Origin of the sequence: Halomonas sp. BLK-85 (assembly GCF_044792155.1) — a bacterium.
GTDB lineage: Bacteria > Pseudomonadota > Gammaproteobacteria > Pseudomonadales > Halomonadaceae > Vreelandella.
In genome coordinates, this window is the sequence record NZ_CP087731.1 from 1,228,065 (window position 1) to 1,248,369 (window position 20,305).

The window sequence follows — 20,305 nt, forward strand, 5'->3', positions numbered from 1 at the left end:
TATATTCTTTTTTATTCTTTCAAATATTGGCTATCGTTACACTCACCTTTTCATGTGTTTGTGAGGTATCGGCTGTTGTTTCCTTATCGTACGTTTGTGGACTCTACCTTTCCAGACCGTATTCCTGAGCAGTGCCCGGGGAGCGTCAGTCTTGTGGGTGCCGGTCCGGGAGACCCTGAACTACTTACTCTGAAAGCCTATCGGCGGATAATCGACGCCGATGTTGTGCTTTATGACCGACTGGTAAGCACAGAAATCCTGACGCTGATACCGGCTGGGGCGCAAAGATATTATGTCGGTAAAGCCTGTTCCAACCACAGCGTAGCACAAGAGGATATCAATCAGTCGTTGGTGGATTGGGCGCAGACTGGCAAGAAAGTTGTTCGCCTGAAAGGCGGTGATCCATTTATTTTCGGGCGCGGTGGTGAGGAAATGGAAACGCTGGTCGCCAACAATGTCAACGTCGAAGTGATTCCCGGCATTACGGCTGCGTCCGGCTGTGCTGCCTATGCCGGTATTCCGTTGACTCACCGTGATCATGCCCAGTCAGTGCGTTTTATCACCGGCCACCTCAAACAAGGCGGCGAAATGGACTGGTCGTGCCTGGCGCAGGCGGGCCAGACCCTGGTGTTCTACATGGGGCTTGGGAACCTGCAGTATATCTGCTCGTCGCTGATGGATCATGGCCTGGCGTCACACACGCCGGTCGCCTTGATTGCTCAGGGAACTACTCGCCATCAGCAGGTTCATACGGGGACCCTTACCTCATTACCATCAGGCTTTTATAACGGTGATATCGGCTCACCTTCCCTGATTGTGATTGGTGATGTGGTAGCGCTGAGTGCCAGGCTCGACTGGTTTGACTCTGAAAAAAAGGGCTGCTGCGGCTTCGTTAACGAGGATGTCAAGAACGTTAGCGTGTCATTAGCGTGAGCCAATTTGACGTTGCGTTCACGTAGGTGACTGGCCAGATGCGCACAGCTGTGTATGCTGTAGGGTGTAACGTTTTTTTTCGCTTGCCAATCACCGACCGCTGTTACGCATGATTGCAATAGGCAACAGCGCTTTCGAGAGAGAGAAGCATCCATGTCAGATACCAACAAGCCATCCGATGACAGCAGCTCAGCCGAGAATTCGCCATCAACGTCTCATGGCGCTGCTGCCAAGCCTGATATGAAAACCCTGATGCAGGATAACCGAGTGAGAGGCATTGCCGGTATTGCGGCGATTGCGGTTATCTGGGCTGTTATCGCTCAATCCAGCGCCGGGTCCAGGGCAGATCGAATTGATATGATTGAAGGACAGCTGGCCGAGTCGGAGCAGTCTCGCCAGGCACTGAGTGCCGAGATTTCCGAGCTGGAAGAAGCCGAAATGAACCTCACTGCCATGCAGGATGAAATGGCGGCGATTGAGGAGCAACAGGCGGCAGGTCAGGCCGAGCTGGAATCCACTCGAACGGCTATCAGCGAGGCAGAAGACACCCTGGCCTCACTGGATGAGCAACGCGAATCCATGGAGCAGGAAATTGAGTCGCTGGCCGGTGAGATTGAAACCCATGAAGCTCAGCTGGAGGAGCTCAACAATGAGCTTGCCCAGGCAGAGCAAGCACGTGATGACGCGCAAGCAGCCCGTCAGGAGGCTGAAGAAGCCCTCGAAGCAGCGCAGTCTGATCGTCAGCAAGCCGAAGATGCGAGCCAGCAGGCTGAGCAGGAGCGCGCAGCTGCGGAAGAGGCGCGAGAGCAGGCTGAAGCTGATATCGAAAACCTCGAGGGTCAGATTGAAGAGGCCAACAGCGAATTGACGGCTGTTCAGGAAGACATTGCAGCGACCCGGGAGGAACGTGACGCCCTGGTGGAAGAACGTGATAACCTGGCCAATGAGCGCAATGCGCTGGAGGAAGAGGTAGAAGGGTTGACGGCGCAGCGTGAAGACGAGCAGGCCAGCCTAGAAGAGGTGCGCACCGAGTTTGGTGATCTGGAGGTGGCCCTTGAGATTGGCCGCGAAGAGCTGACGTCGGTCAATGACAATATCGACCAGCGTGAAACACAGCTGGAGCGTCTTGAAACACAGCTCAACAACTGGCGGGATGAGCTGGGCTCCCTGGAGTCGCGCATGGAAGAAGTCGATGATACGACAGATGCTGAAGCCACCGACGGCGAAGCAGCTGAAGATGCCAGTGAAAACGTGTCAGACGAAGCTGAAGAGACAGACCAGCAGGACGCTGAAGAAGCGTAAGCATAGACGTCTTGATGTTACCGCCTGATTAGCAACCGAATGATGCGCTGCTGGTGGCGGTTTGGGGTATACCCTCGAGCGGGCACCTGCATTGCGCAGTTGCCCGCTTTGTGTTTATGGTGCTTTATTTCCACAAGTGACTACGCATGGATTTCAGCCAGGCAATCAACATTATCAGCGCAATAGCCCCCAGTAACCTGGTTTTTGCAGTGCTGGGGCTTACGCTGGCCGCCTTTATCTGGGGGCGTTTTCGCTACGATCTGGTGGCGCTGTCGGCATTGCTTGGCTCGGTCATGCTTGGGCTGGTGCCGGCAGAGGATGCGTTCAGTGGTTTTGGTCACCCGGCGGTGATCACCGTGGCGGCAGTGCTGGTATTGAGCCGTGGTTTTGAACGCTCTGGTGTGGTCGATGTCATTGCCGGACAAGTTCTTAAAGTGGGTGAGCGCCTGATCCTGCAGCTGGCGGTACTGGTCGGTACAGTGGTGGTGCTTTCCGGCATCATGAATAATGTAGGGGCGCTGGCCTTGCTGTTACCTGTTGCCCTGCGTCTGGCCAGAGAACATGACACCTCGCCATCGCTGTTACTGATGCCCCTGGCCTTTGGTTCCCTGCTGGGCGGGCTGACCACCCTGATTGGAACGCCCCCCAATATCATCATTTCCAGTTATCGCGGCAGTATTACCGGCGAGACCTTCAGCATGTTCAGCTTTTTTCCGGTGGGTGCCGTCGTGGCGCTGGCCGGCTTTGTATTTATCATTCTGATCGGTTGGCGGCTGACGCCCAGTCGTGCGGGTAATGCTTCGATGGAAGGTATGTTTGATACTGCGCATTACCTGGTTGAGCTCAAGGTGGATGAAGACGCCAGGGCAAACGGCATGACCCTGCAGCAGCTTCGCCACGAACTGGAAGAAACGCTGCCAATTCTGGGGGTGGTACGCGATGATCAGCGGCGAACCGGAAATGCCTTCTATGCAGCCCTGCAGACAGGCGACATTCTGTTGCTGGAAGCCGGGCCTGATGAGCTCAAACAGCTGGAAGACAAGCTGGGGCTGAGCGTCATCAGTGCTGATCAGGATGATGATGCTGCAGACGCCGATTCTCAGGTGGATACGGAAGGCCTGCAGCTGGTGGAAGCCGTGGTACGTAATGACTCGATAATGATTAATCGCAGCATTCGCCAGCTCCGGTTGCACCATCAGTTTGATATGCATCTGGTCGCCGTCGCCAGGGATGGCGAACGCCTCAGGCAGCGCCTGCGGGATATCCGTTTTCAGCCAGGCGATGTGTTGCTCTTACAGGGCGACGACGACATGCATGAAGGGCTGGCCGCTCTGGGCTGCCTGCCATTAGCCAGCCGTGAACTCCAGCTGGGCCAACCGCGCAAGCTGCTGCTTTCGTTGGCTATCTTTGCCCTGGCGATTGCGGCAATGCTGTTGAACCTGCTGCCAGCAGCCGTGGCGTTAAGCACAGCAGCGCTGGTTTCCCTGCTGATTGGCGTCCTGCCTCTGCGCGAAGCCTATCAGGCGATTGACGGACCCGTGATTGTGCTTTTGGGTGCCATGATTCCTGTCGGGCAAGCACTGGAAACCAGCGGCGGTGCGGCACTGATTGCCGATGCCTTGCTTGAGCTGGGCAGTAGTTGGCCCATACCGGCAACACTGGTAGGACTTTTCATGCTCAGCTTACTGCTTTCCAACGTAATCAATAATGCCGCGGCGGCCTTATTGATGGCACCCATTGCAGCCAGCCTGGCTAAAGGGTTTGAGGTGTCGCTTGACCCGTTTTTGATGGTCGTGGCCGTTAGCGCTTCCAGTGCGTTTCTGACGCCAATCGGTCATCAGTCCAATACGTTGGTATTGGGTCCGGGAGGCTATCGGTTCAGCGACTATTGGAAAATGGGGTTGCCACTTTCCCTTTTGGTCATGTTGGTGGGGATTCCTATGATACTTTGGCGATGGCCGCTATAAATGTATGAAAATTTTGCTAGGCTTGAAGTCATTAAAAGCGAAAATTATCAACGGGCCAGGCCATGAACCAACATTACCGACAGGACGCGATTGTAGAACTGGTACGCCAGAACGGTTACGTCAGCATTGAGCAATTGACCGAACACTTTGCGGTAACGCCTCAAACCATCCGGCGTGACCTGAATACGCTGGCAGAAGAAGGCCGTATCCGCCGGGTTCACGGTGGAGCGGGGATAGAGTCAAGCACGGTCAATACCGCCTACAGCACTCGCAAGACGCTGCACCTGCAAGAAAAGGAACGCATTGCCCGCACGCTGGCCGCCCATATCCCCGATCATGCCTCGCTGTTTATCAACATCGGCACCAGCAATGAGATCATTGCCAAGGCATTGCTGGATCATCGTGGGCTGGAAATTATCACCAATAACCTGAGTGTTGCCGCCATCCTGCAGCATAAGGAAGACTTCACGGTGATTGTCGCCGGTGGCCAGGTGCGCTCCCGTGACGGCGGCATCATTGGTGAGGCCACCATCGATTTTATCAGCCAATTCAAGGTGGATTACGGCATTATCGGGATCAGTGGCATCGATGAGGATGGCTCGCTGCTGGAGTTTGACTACCAGGAAGTGAGAGTGGCGCAGGCCATAATTGCCAATTCACGACGCGTCTACCTGGCTGCCGACTATTCCAAGTTTCACCGCAATCCCGTGGTGCGTCAGGGCAATATCGCCCAGCTGGATGCACTGTTCACCGATCGCCACCCCCCTGAGGCGATTATGCGTCTGCTCACCCAGCATGATGTCGCCCTGCATATTGCCAGAGCAGATGATCAGGTACGCTCAGTCGACACCTTTCATGCTAATCCTTAACTAAAATTCATGATTACACGTATAATGTCGATCCGAAATATTTTCGTACTTGAGCCTTCTGGGGCAGTAAAGTAGCCTTACAATGTCTTAAAACGAAAACCAACAAAACAAAGCGAAACTTCCCATGCCATCTTACATACTCGCTATTGATCAAGGCACCACCAGCTCAAGGGCCATCCTGTTTGACCGCCAGGGGCAGGTTGTCAGCGTTGCCCAACAGGAATTTCCTCAGCATTTTCCCAGTGACGGCTGGATAGAACACGACCCGGAAAATATCTGGGACACCGTCATTGAAACCTGCCGGGAGGTGATTGCCAAAACGGGAGTTGATATCCAGGATATTGCCGGTGTCGGGATCACCAACCAGCGTGAAACCACCGTCGTCTGGGATCGTCAGACCGGCAAGCCGCTCTATAATGCGATTGTCTGGCAGGACCGTCGCACATCGCAATTGTGTGAAAACCTGCGTGAACAAGGCCATACAGCGGCCGTTCAAGCCAGCACGGGGCTGTTGATAGACCCGTATTTTTCCGCGACCAAGATTGCCTGGATTCTGGATAACGTCGACGGCGCCCGTGAGCGGGCAGAGCGCGGTGAGCTGGCCTTTGGCACCATCGACAGCTTTCTTATCTGGCGCCTGTCTGATGGTCAGCACCACGTCACGGATGCCACCAACGCCTCACGCACGGCGCTGTTCAACATTCATGAGCAACAGTGGGATGAAGCGCTGCTGGCGCTGTTCCGTATTCCTGAAAGCCTGTTGCCTGAAGTGAAGGATTCCAGCGACGATTTTGGCAGCATTGCCAAGCACTGGCTGGGCGCGGAACTCCCTATTGCCGGGGTCGCCGGCGACCAGCAGGCCGCCCTGTTCGGGCAGGCATGCTTCACACCCGGCATGGGTAAGAGCACCTACGGTACCGGGTGTTTCATGATCGTCAACACGGGCGATGAACCGGCTACATCGCGAAACCGCCTGCTGACCACCATTGGCTATCGCCTGAACGGAAAGCCGACCTATGCCATGGAAGGCAGTATTTTTGTGGCCGGGGCGACCGTACAGTGGCTCAGGGATGGTCTCAACCTGTTTGCCGATGCGGCGGAAACCGAGGCGTTGGCCCGGGAAACCCGCAGCGGCCACAGCGTCTACCTGGTACCTGCCTTTACCGGCCTTGGGGCCCCGCATTGGGACCCGAAAGCCCGCGGTGCCATCTTCGGCCTGACCCGCGATACCGGGATTGCCGAGATCGTTGCCGCAGGCTTGCAGGCCGTCTGCTATCAGACCCGAGACCTGCAGCACTGCATGAACGACGATATGGCGGCCACGCCCGGTAAATTGCGGGTTGATGGCGGTATGGTCAAGAACAGCTGGGTAATGCAGTTTCTCGCCGATATGCTGGGCGTTGAAGTTGACCGGCCCGCCGTGTTGGAAACCACAGCGCTGGGCGTTGCCTACCTGGCGGGGCTGCGCCTGGGTTGGTATGCCAACCTGGAAGAGATCCAGGGGCTGTGGCTCTGCGAGTCCAGCTTTACTCCCAAAATGGATGAAGCCACCCGGGAAGACCTGTATCAGGGTTGGCTGGATGCGGTAGCGCGGGTCAAATCTCACTAATGGGCCTGAGGCCTATCGTGTAGTGGCCCGGGTTGCCGTAAGACCTCAACAGGCCCGGGTCCAATAACAGTAAAACCCCACTGGCAGCTATTGCCGGTGGGGTTTTTTTATGGTGCAGCAGGCGTGTGGGATTCAGGCCAAGGGGGGTGTCAAGGCACCGTCGTCAAGCGCTGACCCGGCTCTGGTCGCTTTCTGTAAAGCGTGCGGTGTCAGGTATCTTGTCGAAATACTCATTGAAGCGCTCGTCTGCCTGGTCACCGAACAACATCCGACAGGCCTCCTTCAACCCTTCGGAATGCCGCAGGTCATCATGAGGCACTACCAGGGATACCTTGGCACGCCGACGCAGGAAGTCGTCAAGTTTGGTGACCATTTCACTGCGGTGCGTCTGGCGCAGTTCGCAGCGGATATACTCGGTGCCCTCGATCAGCAGTTCAGCTTCTCGCGGGTCCTGGCGAATCTGCTCAAGCATGTCCAGCGACTGGGCCGCATAACGCCGCCACAAGCGCTTGCTGAGCGGCTCAGACGAGGTTTCAGGGGTCATCTCGTCAAGCCCCATGCGCTCGGCCTGCTGCATGAACTCGCGCTTGACGTCCTCGGAAGGTTCGCCGTACCACTTATAGTCCGGGAAAGGGATATCAACGCCCAGCTTGCTTACTTCATCGCTGATTTCATCACCCACATTCAGGCAGTCGGTCAGCTTGCCGCCAAAAATGCTGATGTGAGCGCTGTCGGCATTGGTGTCCACCACGTGCTTACGCGATAACTGCTGGAAATCCCGGTCTTTGCCTTTGCTGGATTTGATGGCCAGCGGGCGAACGCCGCAGCGGGTAGAAATGATATCCGCGGTGGTAATGGGTTTTTCCAGCGTTAGCCGCGTATTGATATTTTCCAGCACGAAATCGATATCTTCCTGAGTGACATCGACTTCCGGTTGTTCCATATGGGTATCCGTGGTGCCGATGCAGGTACGGTTTCCCATGGGAATGACGAAGAACAGACGGCCATCGTTGGCAAAAAATGCCAGTACCCGCTTGGAGTCCGTCAGCTGGGGGACGATCAGGTGGATACCCTTGGAATACAGGTGCTGATGCTGGGTCTGCTGGCCGGTGAGCTTGTTGTGATGATCCACCCAGGGGCCTGCCGCATTGACCAGTACCTTGGCGCGGATCGGGAAGGTGGAGCCGTCAATCACGTTACGCGCCTGGACTACCCAGCGGCCATCTTCATAGGACGCTCCGTTGGATTCCACATAGTTGGCAATGCTGGCGCCATAGTCGATGGCGTGACGGATAAAATTGAAAACAAAGCGCGCATCGTTGTCGTGCAGGATGGCATCAGAATACTCAAAACCACCCACGGCATCGGACGTGTTCACGATCGGCTCGGCATTCTTGATGCCTTTGGGGGTAAACAGCTTGGGAATTCGGGTAAACGCATTACCCATCAGCCAGTAAAGCCAGGTGCCCGCGTAAAGATAGCTGGGATGATGGCGAAACCCTTTGCTGATGGTGGTCAGAAATCGGATCTCTTCCACGGTGGAAGGATAGTTCTTGATCAGGTGATTACGGCTTTTGCATAATTTACGCACCAGGCCGAAATCCTTACTCTCCATATATTTGATGCCGCCCCAAACCAGGTTGGAGGAGTGCATGCTGGTACTGCCGGCAAAATCGCCACGGTCGATCAGTCCGACTCTGGCCCCTTTGCCCGCCAGCGCTGCCGCCGCTGAGGCACCGTTGATTCCACCGCCGATAATCAGGACGTCGAAATCATCGTTAGCCAGCTTATCAAGATTGCTATTGCGAAGTTTCATAAGTGACCTATTACAGATAAGAAGCCTCGTTTGTTCTGCCCAACGAGGGCAAGGTGTTTTGCGAGCAAATCAGAGCTGAAAAGGCGACTTTCGGGCATCAAGTAGCCACCTTGAACAGCAGTGCAATTCAAGTCAGTTCATATTCCCTTCAATGTAGGCAAGCAAACTGGCGAACCCCGCAGGGTTCGCCATCCAGGAATCAGCGCGTACCGGCTGACATCCAGGCTTCCATCATGTCGTCATAGGGAACGGTCTCGCCCTGTGGCATTTCATTATCAAGCTTCGCCTTGGGCGAGCCTTCCATATTCAGCCAGTATTCAGGGTCGCGCTCGTCGTTGAGGTTTGGTGCATAGGTATCAAAGACGTTGGCGCGCGCCAGGCGAGACATGGTTTTATCCATATCCGCCGCCAGGTTATCCAGACCTTCCTGGGCACTCACTTCACCGCTCATGACCGGTGCCAGGTTCTGCCACCACAGCGGTGCAAGACGCGGATAATCAGGCACGTTGGTACCCGTTGGCGTCCAGTTGGACTCGTTGGGGCTGCGGTAGAACTCCACCAGGCCACCCAGTTTAGGCGCCATTTCAGTCATCTGATCAGAGAAGATGTCAGATTCACGAATAGGCGTCAGGCCAGTCATCAGTTTCTCGAGAGACGTGCTCTTGGCGACTGTGAACTGGGCAAACAGCCAGGCAGCGGTTCGGTTCTCTTCAGGCGTGGAGTCAAAGAAGGTCCAGCCACCCACGTCCTGATAGCCGACTTTCATGCCTTCCTCCCAGTACGGGCCAGTGGGCGAAGGTGCCATGCGCCACAGCGGGTTACCCTCGTCATCAGTGACTGGCAGGGAGGGCTCGGTCATATCCGCAGTGAAGGCGGTGTACCAGAAGATCTGCTGGGCAATATGGCCCTGCGACGGTACCGGACCGGCTTCGCCAAAGGTCATGCCCTGGGCTTCCGACGGTGCGTAATCGCCCAGCCAGTCAACCGCTTTCTGCATGGCAAACACAGAGGCCGGGGAGTTGGTGGCGCCGCCACGGCTGACGCTGGCGCCGACCGGCTGGCTGTCCTCATTGACGCGGATACCCCAGTCATCCACCGGGTTGCCTGAGGGTACACCCGGGCTACCCATGCCGGCCATGGAGAGCCAGGAGTCATGGAAGCGCCAGCCCAGTGACGGGTCACGGCGGCCATAATCCATGTGGCCATACACCTTGGTGCCATCGATTTCGTCAACGTGGACGCTGAAGAATTCGGCGATATCCTCATAGGCTGTCCAGTTGGTGGGGACACCCAGGTCGTAACCGTAGATTTCACGGAACTGTTCCTGGAAATCTTCACGCTGGAACCAGTCATAGCGGAACCAGTACAGGTTGGCGAACTGCTGGGTTGGCAGTTGATAGAGACTGCCATCCGGGCCGGTGCCGTACTGCAGGCCGATAAAGTCATCCAGGTCGAGCGATGGCAGGGTGTAGTCTGCCCACTCGTTTTCCATGGCATCGCTGAGGTTGATGGTGGTGCCATAGCGGATGTGCGTGCCGATGGCATCGGTATCGTTAACAAAACCATCATAGATGCTGTTACCCGACTGCATCTGGTTCTGCATGGTATCAACCACATCGCCTTCGCCGATGATGTTGTGGGTCAGGTCGATACCGGTCAGCTCGCTAAATGCCTCAGCCAGCACTTCACTTTCATAGACGTGAGTGGTCAGACCTTCAGCGACGGTCTGAATCTCCATGTCGCGGAATGGTTCGGCCGCTTCAGCAAACCAGACAAGCTCCTCGATCTGCTCTTCACGGGTGAGGGTCGAGTTCTGGAAGTGCTCGTCGACCAGACGCTCGGCGATAGCACGGGCATCGTGGTCGTCAGCGGAAAGGGAACCGGAAGCCAGCATCAGACTTGCCGCCAGTGTGGTGAGTTTGAACGGGCTGATGTTGACGTGCTTGTTGAAATTATTGTGTTGCATGATGACCTCGTTTTACGTTGAGGAGTTATCAACCAGGCCTTGATCAAGACCGGCGTTGGTACTGCTTTCAATAACAACTTCCTATAGCTACCTGGCATCCTTGCCGTTTGGGTCTTTCCTGAACTTTAAGGCTGTCTATCCCGGATGCGCAGTGCCAGTTGGCCCAAGGGCCTAGCCCCAGCGCATCAGTATCAGCAGCCATAAAACCGAAAGGGCGGATGCCACCAGCAGCGGGAAGGTGGTAAACCCGATGATACCCAGGTGAATAAACGCCGCCGACAGCAAGCTGACAAACAGGCGGTCACCCCGGGTGGTTGAAATGGGCAGAAAGCCTTTTCTTTCGACCGTTGGCGAGCGCAGCTCCCAGATCGTCATGCCCGCCAGCATGGCCGCAATCGAAGAAAAGAAAATAGCCGTGGGTAGAGTCCATACCATCCAGGTCATGAGACTTTCTCCTCTTAGGTGCGGCCCAGGGCAAAGCCCTTGGCGATATGGTTGCGGACGAAGTACACCACCAGGATACCGGGCAGTATGGTCAGCATGCCGGCAGCGGCCAGCGTGCCCCAGTCAATCCCTGATGCTGTTGACGTACGCGTCATGATCATCCCGATAGGCTGGGCGTCAGTTGATGTCAGCGTACGGGCCAGCAGCAGTTCCACCCAGGAGAACATGAACAGGAAGAACAGGACGACGCCAATACCCGAACTGATCATGGGGATAAAGATCTTGACGAAAAACTTGGGAAAGCTGTAGCCGTCGATATAGGCGGTTTCGTCAATTTCCTTGGGCACGCTGCTCATGAAGCCTTCCAGAATCCAGATCGCCAGCGGAATATTGAACAGGCAGTGGGCCAGGGCCACGGCGATATGGGTGTCAAACAGTCCAACCGAGTAATAAAGCTGGAAGTAGGGCAGCAGGAAGACGGCGGGCGGTGCCATCAGGTTGGTCAGCAGCCAGAAGAACAGGTGCTTGTCACCGATGAACTTGTAGCGGCTGAACGCATAAGCCGCGGGTAACGCCACCAGCATGGTGATGATCATGTTCATCACTACGTAGAGGATGGAGTTGACGTACCCCATGTACCAGCTTGAATCGGTAAAGATGCCGATGTAGTTGTCAAACGTCAGGTTCTGCGGCCATAGCGTCATGGAACCCAGAATCTCGCTGTTGGTCTGCAGCGACATATTGAGCAGCCAGTAGATCGGCAGCATCAGCAGCACAATATAGGTGCCCAGCAGAACCCGCTTCCTCAGCCGGGAGCGGGCGCTACGTTTGCGCCGCTCGGCGGCCGGCACCTTGCTGAAAATGGTGTTGTACTTCTCACCCTGCTGGGTGTTTTCAATCTGGTAAGCCATCTTACGCGCCTCCCTGTGGATTCTTGTCTTTCTGCATATGCATGATGGTGGTGTAGAACACCCAGCTCACCAGCAGGATGACCAGGAAGTAGATGATCGAGAAGGCAGCCGAAGGCCCAAGATCCTGTTGGCCAATCGCCATGGTGGTCAGCGACTGACTCAGGAAGGTCGTTGAACTGCCCGGGCCACCGCCTGTCAGCACGAAGGGCTCGGCATAGATCATGAAGGAGTGCATGAAGCGCAGCAGTACCGCTATGACCAGGACGTTGGTCAGCTTGGGCAGCTGGATATAGCGGAACACCGCCCACTTGGAGGCGCGGTCAATGCGCGCTGCCTGGTAGTACGCCTCGGGAATGGAGCGCAAACCGCTATAGCACAGCATCGCGACCAGAGGCGTCCAGTGCCACACATCCATCAGGATGATGGTGAACCAGGCATCACTGGCATTGCGGGTCAGGTTATAGTCAAGGCCGAGCTCGCTCAGGCTCCATCCCATCAGGCCAATATCGTTACGCGTGAAGATCTGCCAGATACTGCCCACCACGTTCCATGGAATCAGCAGGGGCAGGGTAATCAGGATCAGGACGGCAGAGGCCTGCCAGCCCTTCTTCGGCATCAATAGCGCAATACCGATGCCCAGCGGTACCTGAATGGCCAGAATGATCAGTGAAAACGCGACCTGACGACCAAAGGCTGCATGCAGCGCCGGGTCGTTGAGCATGGTGCGAAACCACTCGGTACCGGTAAAGAAGCGGGCGTGAGGGCCCAGCACATCCTGCACGGAATAGTTCACCACCGTCATCAAGGGAATAATCGCGGAAAATGCTACCAGCACCAGCATTGGCAGTACCAGTAGCCAGGCGCGGTTGTTTTGGACTTTATTATTCATGAGGAAACCTCCACCCGGTATTCGTCAACAAACAGCCCCAACTGGTCGGGGTCAAAGGTGAGATAGATATCTTCCCCGAACTCAGGGTGACCCTCTGTCAGGCGCGCCTTGTACGTCTGGCCGCCCAGCTCGAAGGTGACGATGGAGTAGGTGCCCAGATCCTGTACCTGACGCATGCGCGCAGGCAGGGCACCATCACGTTTGGCCGCATGCACGGAGACAAACTCGGGGCGAATACCGATTTTCACATTCGAACTTTCAGTATTGGCAACGGCATCAACAAACTTCTGCGGTAGCGGCAGCGCCATATCCGCAAAGATGACTTCGCCAGCGCGATAGGTGACATCCATGAAGTTCATGCCGGGGCTGCCGATAAAATAGCCAACAAAGGTGTGGGCAGGGACTTCAAACAGCTCCTGTGGCGTACCGAACTGGACCACCTGGCCTTCATACATCACCGCAATCTTGTCGGCAAAGGTGGAGGCTTCGAGCTGATCGTGAGTGACGTAGATCATGGTGATATTGAAGCGCTGGTGGATCTCCTTCAGCTTGCGGCGCAGCTTCCACTTGAGCTGAGGGTCAATCACCGTCAGCGGCTCATCGAACAGAATCGCTGAGACATCGTCACGCACCAGGCCACGCCCCATGGACACTTTCTGTTTCTCATCCGCCGTCAGCCCTTTGGCCTTGCGCTTGAGCAGCGGGGTCAATTCCAGGATATCCGCAACTTCCTCGACCTTGGGGGTAATGCGGTGGTCAGGAATATTGATGTTGCGCAGCGGAAACGCCAGGTTGTCGAACACCGTCATGGTGTCGTAGATCACCGGGAACTGGAAAACCTGCGCAATGTTGCGCTCTTCCGGTGGCAGTTCGTTAACCCGCTGGCCGTCAAACAGTACGTCTCCTTCGGAAGGTTCCAGCAGGCCGGAAATAATGTTCAGCAGGGTGGACTTGCCACACCCGGACGGCCCCAGCAGCGCATAGGCGCCGCCCTGGTGCCAGACGTGTTCCATCTTGCGAATGGCATAATCTTCAGGTGACTGAGGATTGGCGCTATAGGTGTGCGCAAGGGTCTTGAGTACGATCTCAGACATGCTGGTTGCCTCCCCGTGTTTCCGGCGTGTGAACGATATTGCCCTGCTGATCAAACACAAACAGCTTATGGGTGGGGAAGTAGACCTTGATGCGCTGATTCACCTCAGGTGTATGAATGCCGAGCAGGTGAAGGACCAAAGGGAACAGGCTGTGACGCACGTGAAGAAAAGTTTCAGACCCGCTGATCTCGGCCACTTCAACTTCCACTTCCAGTTCCAGGTCATCCGCTGCGTTAGGCGTCAGGCTGACGTGGGAGGCACGCACGCCAAAACGGTATTGACCGGCCGGCAGGTTGCGCAGGGCGTCATCGCAGGGAAAGTGGATATCCTGATCAAAAGTGATCTCATCGGCGGTGAGGTGGCCCGGCACGATATTGATCGGTGGCTCCGAAAACATTTCAGCACTGAGAATGCCGTTGGGTTCACGATAAATCTGCTCGGTAGGGCCGTACTGCAGCAGTTTGCCTTCATGCAGGACGGCCGTGTTACCGCCCAGGGCCAGCGCTTCATTAGGCTCAGTGGTCGCGTAGACCGCAATGCAGTTACGCGCCTTGAACAGCTCGCGCAGCTCATCGCGCAGGTCTTCACGCAGCTTATAGTCCAGGTTGACCAAAGGCTCGTCAAACAGGATCAGATCGGCATCCTTGACCAGGGCACGCCCCATGGCGGTGCGCTGCTGCTGGCCGCCGGAAAGCTCCAGTGGCACGCGATCCAGCAGGTGGTCGATGCCCAGCATGGCCGCTGTTTCGCGCACCCGCTTGTCGATTTCCTGCTTGGAGGCCTTGGCCAGCTTGAGCGGCGAAGCAATATTGTCGTAGACGCTGAGGCTCGGGTAATTGATGAACTGCTGATAGACCATGGAAACGTTGCGATGACGCACCGACACCCCGGTCACATCCTTGCCATCCATCTTGATCCGCCCACGAGTAGGGGGTTCAAGCCCCGCCATCAGGCGCATCAGAGTTGTTTTACCCGCCAGTGTTCGCCCTAGCAGAACATTGAATGAGCCGGGTTCGAGCTCAAGATCAATACCGCTTATATGGGTTTCCGCACCGACGATATGATCGATGTGTTGCAGGTGTAATGACATGCAAATCTCGCTGACGTCGTTGTTGTTCGTTATCCGGTTGTAGGGTATTTCCGGCTATTAGATTTTATGATTGTTAACCAGAATGGCGTTTTATGTTTCGGTTGGGCTTATTTCGAAGCTCAAAATGATTGTTGTGATCGATTTTTTTCATAAACGAAAGCCTAGTTGATCGTAATTGAACCTGCAACACGTTTTTACGCCAGGCTGTCACTTTATGAAAATCTGTATCGTGGTGCTTGCTAATGTGTTCAAGACCCTGTTTTTGATGGAAAATATGCATGAATAACGGAAAGAATAAAGGCTGTAATAAAGCGCTTTTAGACTATTGTCTTAAGACAAATGTTCGAAATCTGACGCTTTGCATTAGCGTTATTTGATTAAGCTGGTGGCGCATAAAAAAAGCCCCGGATTTCTCCGGGGCCAGGCATCAATCTTGCAATTTAGACGCTAGCGCTATGGTGCGCTGGTTTCTGCCTGTGGCGTGGCGGCTGGGCTGTTGGCCGTTTTAGCATTGTGATCAATCAGGGTGGATTTGTCGTTGGCAAAGGCATCATAGGCAAAGTCATCGACCGTCAGCATTTCCAGCACCTCCGCTTCAAAAGTACGCATGAACCGGGCATCCTCTTCACTGACCAGGCCCTTTTTCAGCCCGGCTTCAATGCGCTGCTCAGGATGAAGTGCGGTTGGCGGAATCTCCCCTTTGGCATAGGCCTTGTTGACAGTCCGATACAGGGCTTCAGCGCGCTCATAGTCTTCCAGCAAGGCGTTGTAGCGCGCCAGTGGGTTGCGCACCTCGCCATCCTGATCCCAGGTGTTCTCGATCAGTTTGCTGCGTAGCGCGCTATGGGTGGAGACCCGTTGAGCAATCGCACGCGCCAGATCGTCGTGGGGCTTGTGCCAGCGACGGCCGGTGGGCATGACCATGACCTTGAGCGCCTTGCCCAGCGCACGATTGGGCAGGTTGTCGAAAATCTCCACGAAGGCCTGCTCGGCACGCTGCAACAGAAAACGGCAGCTGTAATGCAACAGTGCCTCTTCTCCGTCTACCTTGTCGCTGCTTTGCCACTGCTTGAGCACCATGGACGCCAGGTAGAGGTTGGACAACACATCTCCCAGGCGCGCCGAGATCATCTCGCGCTTCTTCAGGGCCGACCCCAGGCTGGCCATGGCAGCATCGGCACACAGGCTGAAACCAGCCGACAGCCGGGTAATATCCGCGGCATAGGCCTTGGCCGGGCCCTCAAAAGGAACGGCCGGTTTGCCCAGCCCCAGCCCTTGGGTGAAGGCGCGGGCCGCATTACCAAAGATCATGCCGGCATGGCCGAAGAAGGCGCTGTCAAAGGCCTTGACGTCATCATTGTCTTTGGCTGCCAGCTCCGCAAGCACATAAGGGTGGCAGCGAATCGCCCCCTGACCAAAGATCATCAGGTTACGGGTCATGATATTGGCGCCTTCCACGGTAATCGCCACCGGGTTGGCACTGTAGCCGATGCCGATATAGTTACGTGGCCCCAGGGTGACAGCCTTGCCACCATGCACATCCATGGCATCACTGAGCAGCACGCGTTGAAACTCGGTCAGCTGGCTTTTCAGTATCGCCGAGGGGACCGCCGGCTTTTCGCCATGATCGATCAGGTTAGCGGTCTGATACACGGTGGCCGCCGAGATGTAGGCCAGCGAGGCAATCCGCGCCAGAGGTTCCTGCACGCCTTCCATTTCCGCCACCGGCACGTTGAACTGACGACGAATGCGGGTAAAGCCACCGCTCCAGCCCAGCGCATAGCGGCCAATGCCGGTCGCGCCAGAGGGCAGGGTCACGCAGCGCCCGATGGAAAGACACTCCACCAGCATGCGCCAGCCTTCACCGATCATTTCCTTGCCCCCGATAATGGTATCCAGGGGAATAAAGACATCCTTGCCCTTGATCGGGCCGTTCATGAAGGGGCTACCGATGGGGTGGTGACGGCGGCCAATTTCCATGCCTTGCGTGTCACGCGGAATCAGTGCCAGGGTAATACCACGATCTTCTTCCTCACTGATCAGCTTGTCCGGGTCAAACAGGCGAAATGCCAGGCCCACCACGGTGGCAATCGGCGCCAGAGTGATCCAGCGCTTTTCAAAATTCAGGCGCACGCCCAACACTTCCTGGCCATTCACCGTTTGTTTGCAGACGATGCCGGTATCCGGCAGGGCCGTGGCATCCGACCCTGCCCGCGGGCCGGTCAGGCCAAAGCAGGGGATCTCGCGTCCATCGGCCAGGCGTGGCAGGTAATGGTTTTTCTGCGCTTCAGTGCCGTATTTGACCAGCAGTTCCCCCGGGCCGAGGGAGTTGGGCACCCCCACGGTCACCATCAGGGTTTCATTGAAGGAAAGCTTTTGCAGCACCATGGACTGCGCCTTGGCCGAGAAGCCAAGGCCACCGTATTCCTTGGGAATGATCATCCCGAAGAAACCTTCCTTCTTCAGATAATCCCAGACCGGCTGAGGAAGGTCAGCGCGTTCACGGGCAATGTCCCAGGCGTTGCACATGCCTGACACCTGAGTGCACTGGTTGTCGAGAAACGCCTGTTCATCATCGCGCAGGCCGTCATCCTGAAAGGCCAGCAGGCTTTCCCACTGGGGCTTACCGGAAAACAGCTCGCCATCCCAGGAAACGCTGCCGGCTTCCAGCGCGGTGCGTTCGGTATCCGAGACCTTGGGGGCCACCTTTTTGAAAATCGCAAAGAGTCGTGGTGTCAGCCATAGACGGCGCAGAGCGGGTAAGCCGGCAATGGCCGTGGCGCCGGCGCCGATCAGCAGGACGGTGCCGATGACGGCCGCCCCCAGCACCAGGCCGGCAGCACCGAGCACCACCAGCACCGCGATGGCGGCCTTGGCGCCTGCTTCGCGGCGCATGACCACCAAAAGGCCGATCACCGCCAATAGGGTGAGTAGTAAAGTGAACATAGCGCACTCCTGTTATTTGAGTTGGTTCGCGTCAGGGTCATTGTGAAATGAGTAATTTAAACGCGTGTTTGAATATTGGCAGAGGCCAGGCGTTGAGTGCAAGTCCTTTGATGTTTTGCCGGCAATAAAAACATCAGCACGGTCGCCGTTGCCTCCAATGAATGCCAGCGAATACGCCTGCGCGATGAGCCAACTGGATCACTGCGGCTTATGGCGGCCTCACGTCGTCTACACCTCCATAGCCTGCATGGGGCTGGGTCCCGCCTGGTCCAGAGGGTAAATATTCTTACTGTGCAAGGCTTGCCTTTCACTTATCAAGCATGCATAATCTGCACCCGCTGTGAGGGAAAAGGCTACGTAGCTCAGCTGGTTAGAGCACATCACTCATAATGATGGGGTCCCCTGTTCAAATCAGGGCGTAGCCACCACAGCGTAGGCGCACTCTTCTACACAGCGCCGTCATGGTGGCCCCTTAGGTCCTCCCGCAACGCTAAACTGCAAACCCCGCCAGGCCCGGAAGGGAGCAACGGTAGTGGTGGCTGCGTGTGCCGGGATGTGGCTTTTGGGGCCGCCTCCATTTCTACTCCTCGAATTATCCCCCTTTATACGCTATCTATATGCCATCTGCTTTTTGAGCGGTCGGCAGCCCCTATCCCGTCAAGCAAATTGCCTTTTAGTGCTGCGATCAGGACAATAACGATTCTATTAGCCCAAGTGCTGCGGCCAAGCGGGCGTACACGCCAGATCCGGAGGTAAGCATGTTCATAAAACGGCAGGAATGGGCGTCATTGCTGGGTATCTATGCGCTGGGGGCGTTCATGTATACGCTCCTGCTTACCCCCGGGTTCACTTTTAGCGGCCTGCAGGCCGGGATGAGCTTCATGTTCATTGGCCTGGTGCTGGGGCTTTGCGGGGGAATTATCGGCCGGCGCAGTGGCCGTACCATCACCGGCATCATCGGCGGTTATTTTCTGTTTATTCTGATGCTTGCCTACAATTACTGGACGGCGGCCTAAGGCCTTATGGTCGCATGTAACCGAGTACCTCTCGTGACGGCATCATTTTCCTACAACTCCGACCTTATCGGTGGCAACCTGATGGTGCGGGAAAGCCGCTTTATTGCCGCCTTGCTGTTGGAAAAGACAGATGATGCGGGCTGGCAGCAGGCCATCATGGTGGACAACTGCCTGCAAAAAAATCGCCCGGCCACCGCCAAACGCATGGCCCAGTCCGCCGCCAGTCAAACATTCGGCGCTGCACAAACCTCAACCGAGCAAGCAGGGGAGAAAGCAGGGCAGCCGCGCCCATCCGCACACGGGGCCGCCAACAGAGGCAGCCAGACCGCCCCACAAGGTATTCAGGAAGCGCCACCGGTCAGCGCCCCGCGCCCGGTCGCCAGAGTGAGCGTCAGTGAGGTACTTAACCGCGTGCACGAAGGTGTCTATCTGGAAAGCCAGGCAGACGTGGATGCCTTCCTCACCGCCCTGAAAGACGAACTGGATGACGCCGTGCAGGCAGGTAAGCGGGTGCAGGTGCGGTAATGTCCGGCGTTTTTGGTGGGTAGCGGCGTATCCAGTTTCACCCAGGGTGACCGCCATTAGGTCAACAGGCCCCAAGTATCTCAGTTGACAGGGTATCTCAGTTGGCAGGGTATCGGCGAGCAGGTTACACTTTAAAAATAACCCGCTCAGTTGCGTCGGGTCTGAGCGATACCGCAGAGGTGTTTTTAGACACAACACAGAGGTGCGTCGTCATGCATGCCAACGTTAAGCAGCTGCGCTTGCAAACCAAAGCCTTGATTGCTGCCACCCAGCGTGGCGAGACCGTAGAAATCACCTTTCACGGCAAGCCCTGTGCCCGCCTGGTAGGGGTCGCGCCTGCCACGTCGGAAAAGCGCTCAGCCCCCAACCCGGCATTCGGCCTCTGGGCGGATCAAGGCGAGGCAAGCGCCCAGGAGATCGACACCCAGGTCCGCGGCTTGCGTGCGCCGCGCACCTTCAGGGAAGCTGACTGATGCTGGTGGACACCGATGTGTTGATCTGGAATCTGCGCGGCAACGCCGCCGCCGCGCAGCGCCTGGATGACGCGCCGGGTTTCTGGCTCTCCGCCGTCACATACATGGAGCTTGTGCAGGGCATGCGCAACAAGCAGGAACAAAGGCAGTTACGCCAGGCGCTGATCTACTGGCAGGCCAGCATCCGCCATCTGGAAGAAGGGATATCCTCGCGGGCCATGTTTCTGGTCGAAAGCTATGCGCTCAGCCACAACATGCAGATGGCCGATGCCCTGATTGCCGCCACCGCGATGGAGGCAGGCGTGCCTTTGCTCACCGCCAACGACCGCCATTACCGCCATATCGACGGCCTGGAGATCGAGGTGTTCCGCCCCGCGTAAATCGCCGCCTGGCGCAGCCTTGCCTGCAATAGTCGCTACCTTCTCCACCATCCTGCACATCCCGCCCGCCGGCAC

The 20,305-nt window shown here is 56.4% G+C and carries 17 protein-coding genes, 1 tRNA gene and 1 other RNA gene; 11 read left to right on the forward strand and 8 right to left on the reverse strand.

Annotated features, from left to right (window positions below):
- Positions 1–120 precede the first annotated feature (120 nt).
- From cobA to glpK, 5 genes are all read left to right on the forward strand, one after another.
- Positions 121–933 carry a uroporphyrinogen-III C-methyltransferase gene (gene cobA / locus LL947_RS05475; protein WP_499834379.1) on the forward strand — a complete coding sequence of 271 codons (813 nt, stop codon included), beginning with the start codon at positions 121–123 and terminating at the stop codon, positions 931–933.
- Positions 934–1,086: 153 nt separating this feature from the next.
- Entirely contained in the window at positions 1,087–2,235 is a 1,149-nt protein-coding gene (locus LL947_RS05480) for a coiled-coil domain-containing protein (protein ID WP_290822329.1), read from the forward strand.
- Between the two features lie 146 nt (positions 2,236–2,381).
- On the forward strand, positions 2,382–4,202 hold the full coding sequence (locus LL947_RS05485; protein WP_404417202.1) for an SLC13 family permease: 1,821 nt from the start codon (positions 2,382–2,384) through the stop codon (positions 4,200–4,202).
- 62 nt (positions 4,203–4,264) lie between these two features.
- Complete coding sequence (locus tag LL947_RS05490) at positions 4,265–5,071, forward strand: DeoR/GlpR family transcriptional regulator (protein ID WP_499834181.1); 807 nt, start codon at positions 4,265–4,267, stop codon at positions 5,069–5,071.
- 124 nt (positions 5,072–5,195) lie between these two features.
- Positions 5,196–6,680 (forward strand): glycerol kinase GlpK, encoded by a 1,485-nt coding sequence (glpK, locus tag LL947_RS05495; protein ID WP_499834182.1) that lies wholly within the window; start codon positions 5,196–5,198, stop codon positions 6,678–6,680.
- A 163-nt stretch (positions 6,681–6,843) separates the two neighbouring features.
- Here glpK and LL947_RS05500 read toward each other — a convergent pair whose 3' ends face one another.
- The 8 genes from LL947_RS05500 to LL947_RS05535 all read right to left on the reverse strand — a co-directional run bounded on the left by LL947_RS05500 (position 6,844) and on the right by LL947_RS05535 (position 17,836).
- Entirely contained in the window at positions 6,844–8,496 is a 1,653-nt protein-coding gene (locus tag LL947_RS05500) for a glycerol-3-phosphate dehydrogenase/oxidase (protein ID WP_499834183.1), read from the reverse strand.
- A gap of 199 nt (positions 8,497–8,695) precedes the next feature.
- Positions 8,696–10,462, reverse strand: a complete 1,767-nt coding sequence (locus LL947_RS05505) for an ABC transporter substrate-binding protein (protein ID WP_499834184.1) — start codon at positions 10,460–10,462, stop codon at positions 8,696–8,698.
- A 171-nt stretch (positions 10,463–10,633) separates the two neighbouring features.
- Positions 10,634–10,906, reverse strand: coding sequence for a DUF2160 domain-containing protein (locus tag LL947_RS05510; protein ID WP_290822316.1), 273 nt, complete (start codon positions 10,904–10,906; stop codon positions 10,634–10,636).
- Positions 10,907–10,920: 14 nt separating this feature from the next.
- Positions 10,921–11,817, reverse strand: coding sequence for a carbohydrate ABC transporter permease (locus LL947_RS05515; protein ID WP_290822314.1), 897 nt, complete (start codon positions 11,815–11,817; stop codon positions 10,921–10,923).
- 1 nt (position 11,818) lies between these two features.
- Complete coding sequence (locus LL947_RS05520; RefSeq protein WP_499834185.1) at positions 11,819–12,706, reverse strand: carbohydrate ABC transporter permease; 888 nt, start codon at positions 12,704–12,706, stop codon at positions 11,819–11,821.
- On the reverse strand, positions 12,703–13,800 hold the full coding sequence (locus tag LL947_RS05525; protein WP_499834186.1) for an ABC transporter ATP-binding protein: 1,098 nt from the start codon (positions 13,798–13,800) through the stop codon (positions 12,703–12,705). The genes LL947_RS05520 and LL947_RS05525 overlap by 4 nt, the downstream gene beginning before the upstream one ends.
- On the reverse strand, positions 13,793–14,890 hold the full coding sequence (locus tag LL947_RS05530) for an ABC transporter ATP-binding protein (protein WP_499834187.1): 1,098 nt from the start codon (positions 14,888–14,890) through the stop codon (positions 13,793–13,795). The genes LL947_RS05525 and LL947_RS05530 overlap by 8 nt, the downstream gene beginning before the upstream one ends.
- Positions 14,891–15,343: 453 nt before the next feature.
- Positions 15,344–17,836: an acyl-CoA dehydrogenase gene (locus tag LL947_RS05535; RefSeq protein ID WP_499834188.1), complete on the reverse strand. Its 2,493-nt coding sequence runs from the start codon at positions 17,834–17,836 to the stop codon at positions 15,344–15,346.
- Between the two features lie 351 nt (positions 17,837–18,187).
- On the opposite strand from LL947_RS05535, the gene LL947_RS05540 reads away from it, so the two are divergent.
- The 6 genes from LL947_RS05540 (at position 18,188) to LL947_RS05565 (ending at position 20,230) form a co-directional block, all read left to right on the forward strand.
- Positions 18,188–18,264, forward strand: a tRNA-Met gene (locus LL947_RS05540).
- A 43-nt stretch (positions 18,265–18,307) separates the two neighbouring features.
- An RNA gene (gene ffs / locus LL947_RS05545) (signal recognition particle sRNA small type) lies at positions 18,308–18,404 on the forward strand.
- A gap of 190 nt (positions 18,405–18,594) precedes the next feature.
- Positions 18,595–18,852 (forward strand): hypothetical protein, encoded by a 258-nt coding sequence (locus LL947_RS05550; RefSeq protein WP_499834189.1) that lies wholly within the window; start codon positions 18,595–18,597, stop codon positions 18,850–18,852.
- Positions 18,853–18,885: 33 nt separating this feature from the next.
- The gene (locus LL947_RS05555; RefSeq protein ID WP_499834190.1) at positions 18,886–19,377 is read left to right on the forward strand and encodes a BrxA family protein; all 492 of its coding nucleotides are present in this window, start codon (positions 18,886–18,888) and stop codon (positions 19,375–19,377) included.
- Between the two features lie 212 nt (positions 19,378–19,589).
- On the forward strand, positions 19,590–19,850 hold the full coding sequence (locus LL947_RS05560; protein WP_499834191.1) for a type II toxin-antitoxin system Phd/YefM family antitoxin: 261 nt from the start codon (positions 19,590–19,592) through the stop codon (positions 19,848–19,850).
- Positions 19,850–20,230 (forward strand): type II toxin-antitoxin system VapC family toxin, encoded by a 381-nt coding sequence (locus LL947_RS05565; protein WP_499834192.1) that lies wholly within the window; start codon positions 19,850–19,852, stop codon positions 20,228–20,230. The genes LL947_RS05560 and LL947_RS05565 overlap by 1 nt, the downstream gene beginning before the upstream one ends.
- Positions 20,231–20,305: the final 75 nt, after the last annotated feature.

Coding starts and splice junctions, on each gene's coding strand:
- LL947_RS05480 (WP_290822329.1), top strand. CDS start 1,087: ATGTCAGATACCAACAAGCCATCCGATGACAGCAGCTCAGCCGAGAAT.
- LL947_RS05485 (WP_404417202.1), top strand. CDS start 2,382: ATGGATTTCAGCCAGGCAATCAACATTATCAGCGCAATAGCCCCCAGT.
- LL947_RS05490 (WP_499834181.1), top strand. CDS start 4,265: ATGAACCAACATTACCGACAGGACGCGATTGTAGAACTGGTACGCCAG.
- glpK (WP_499834182.1), top strand. CDS start 5,196: ATGCCATCTTACATACTCGCTATTGATCAAGGCACCACCAGCTCAAGG.
- LL947_RS05500 (WP_499834183.1), bottom strand. CDS start 8,496: ATGAAACTTCGCAATAGCAATCTTGATAAGCTGGCTAACGATGATTTC.
- LL947_RS05505 (WP_499834184.1), bottom strand. CDS start 10,462: ATGCAACACAATAATTTCAACAAGCACGTCAACATCAGCCCGTTCAAA.
- LL947_RS05510 (WP_290822316.1), bottom strand. CDS start 10,906: ATGACCTGGATGGTATGGACTCTACCCACGGCTATTTTCTTTTCTTCG.
- LL947_RS05515 (WP_290822314.1), bottom strand. CDS start 11,817: ATGGCTTACCAGATTGAAAACACCCAGCAGGGTGAGAAGTACAACACC.
- LL947_RS05520 (WP_499834185.1), bottom strand. CDS start 12,706: ATGAATAATAAAGTCCAAAACAACCGCGCCTGGCTACTGGTACTGCCA.
- LL947_RS05525 (WP_499834186.1), bottom strand. CDS start 13,800: ATGTCTGAGATCGTACTCAAGACCCTTGCGCACACCTATAGCGCCAAT.
- LL947_RS05530 (WP_499834187.1), bottom strand. CDS start 14,890: ATGTCATTACACCTGCAACACATCGATCATATCGTCGGTGCGGAAACC.
- LL947_RS05535 (WP_499834188.1), bottom strand. CDS start 17,836: ATGTTCACTTTACTACTCACCCTATTGGCGGTGATCGGCCTTTTGGTG.
- LL947_RS05550 (WP_499834189.1), top strand. CDS start 18,595: ATGTTCATAAAACGGCAGGAATGGGCGTCATTGCTGGGTATCTATGCG.
- LL947_RS05560 (WP_499834191.1), top strand. CDS start 19,590: ATGCATGCCAACGTTAAGCAGCTGCGCTTGCAAACCAAAGCCTTGATT.
- LL947_RS05565 (WP_499834192.1), top strand. CDS start 19,850: ATGCTGGTGGACACCGATGTGTTGATCTGGAATCTGCGCGGCAACGCC.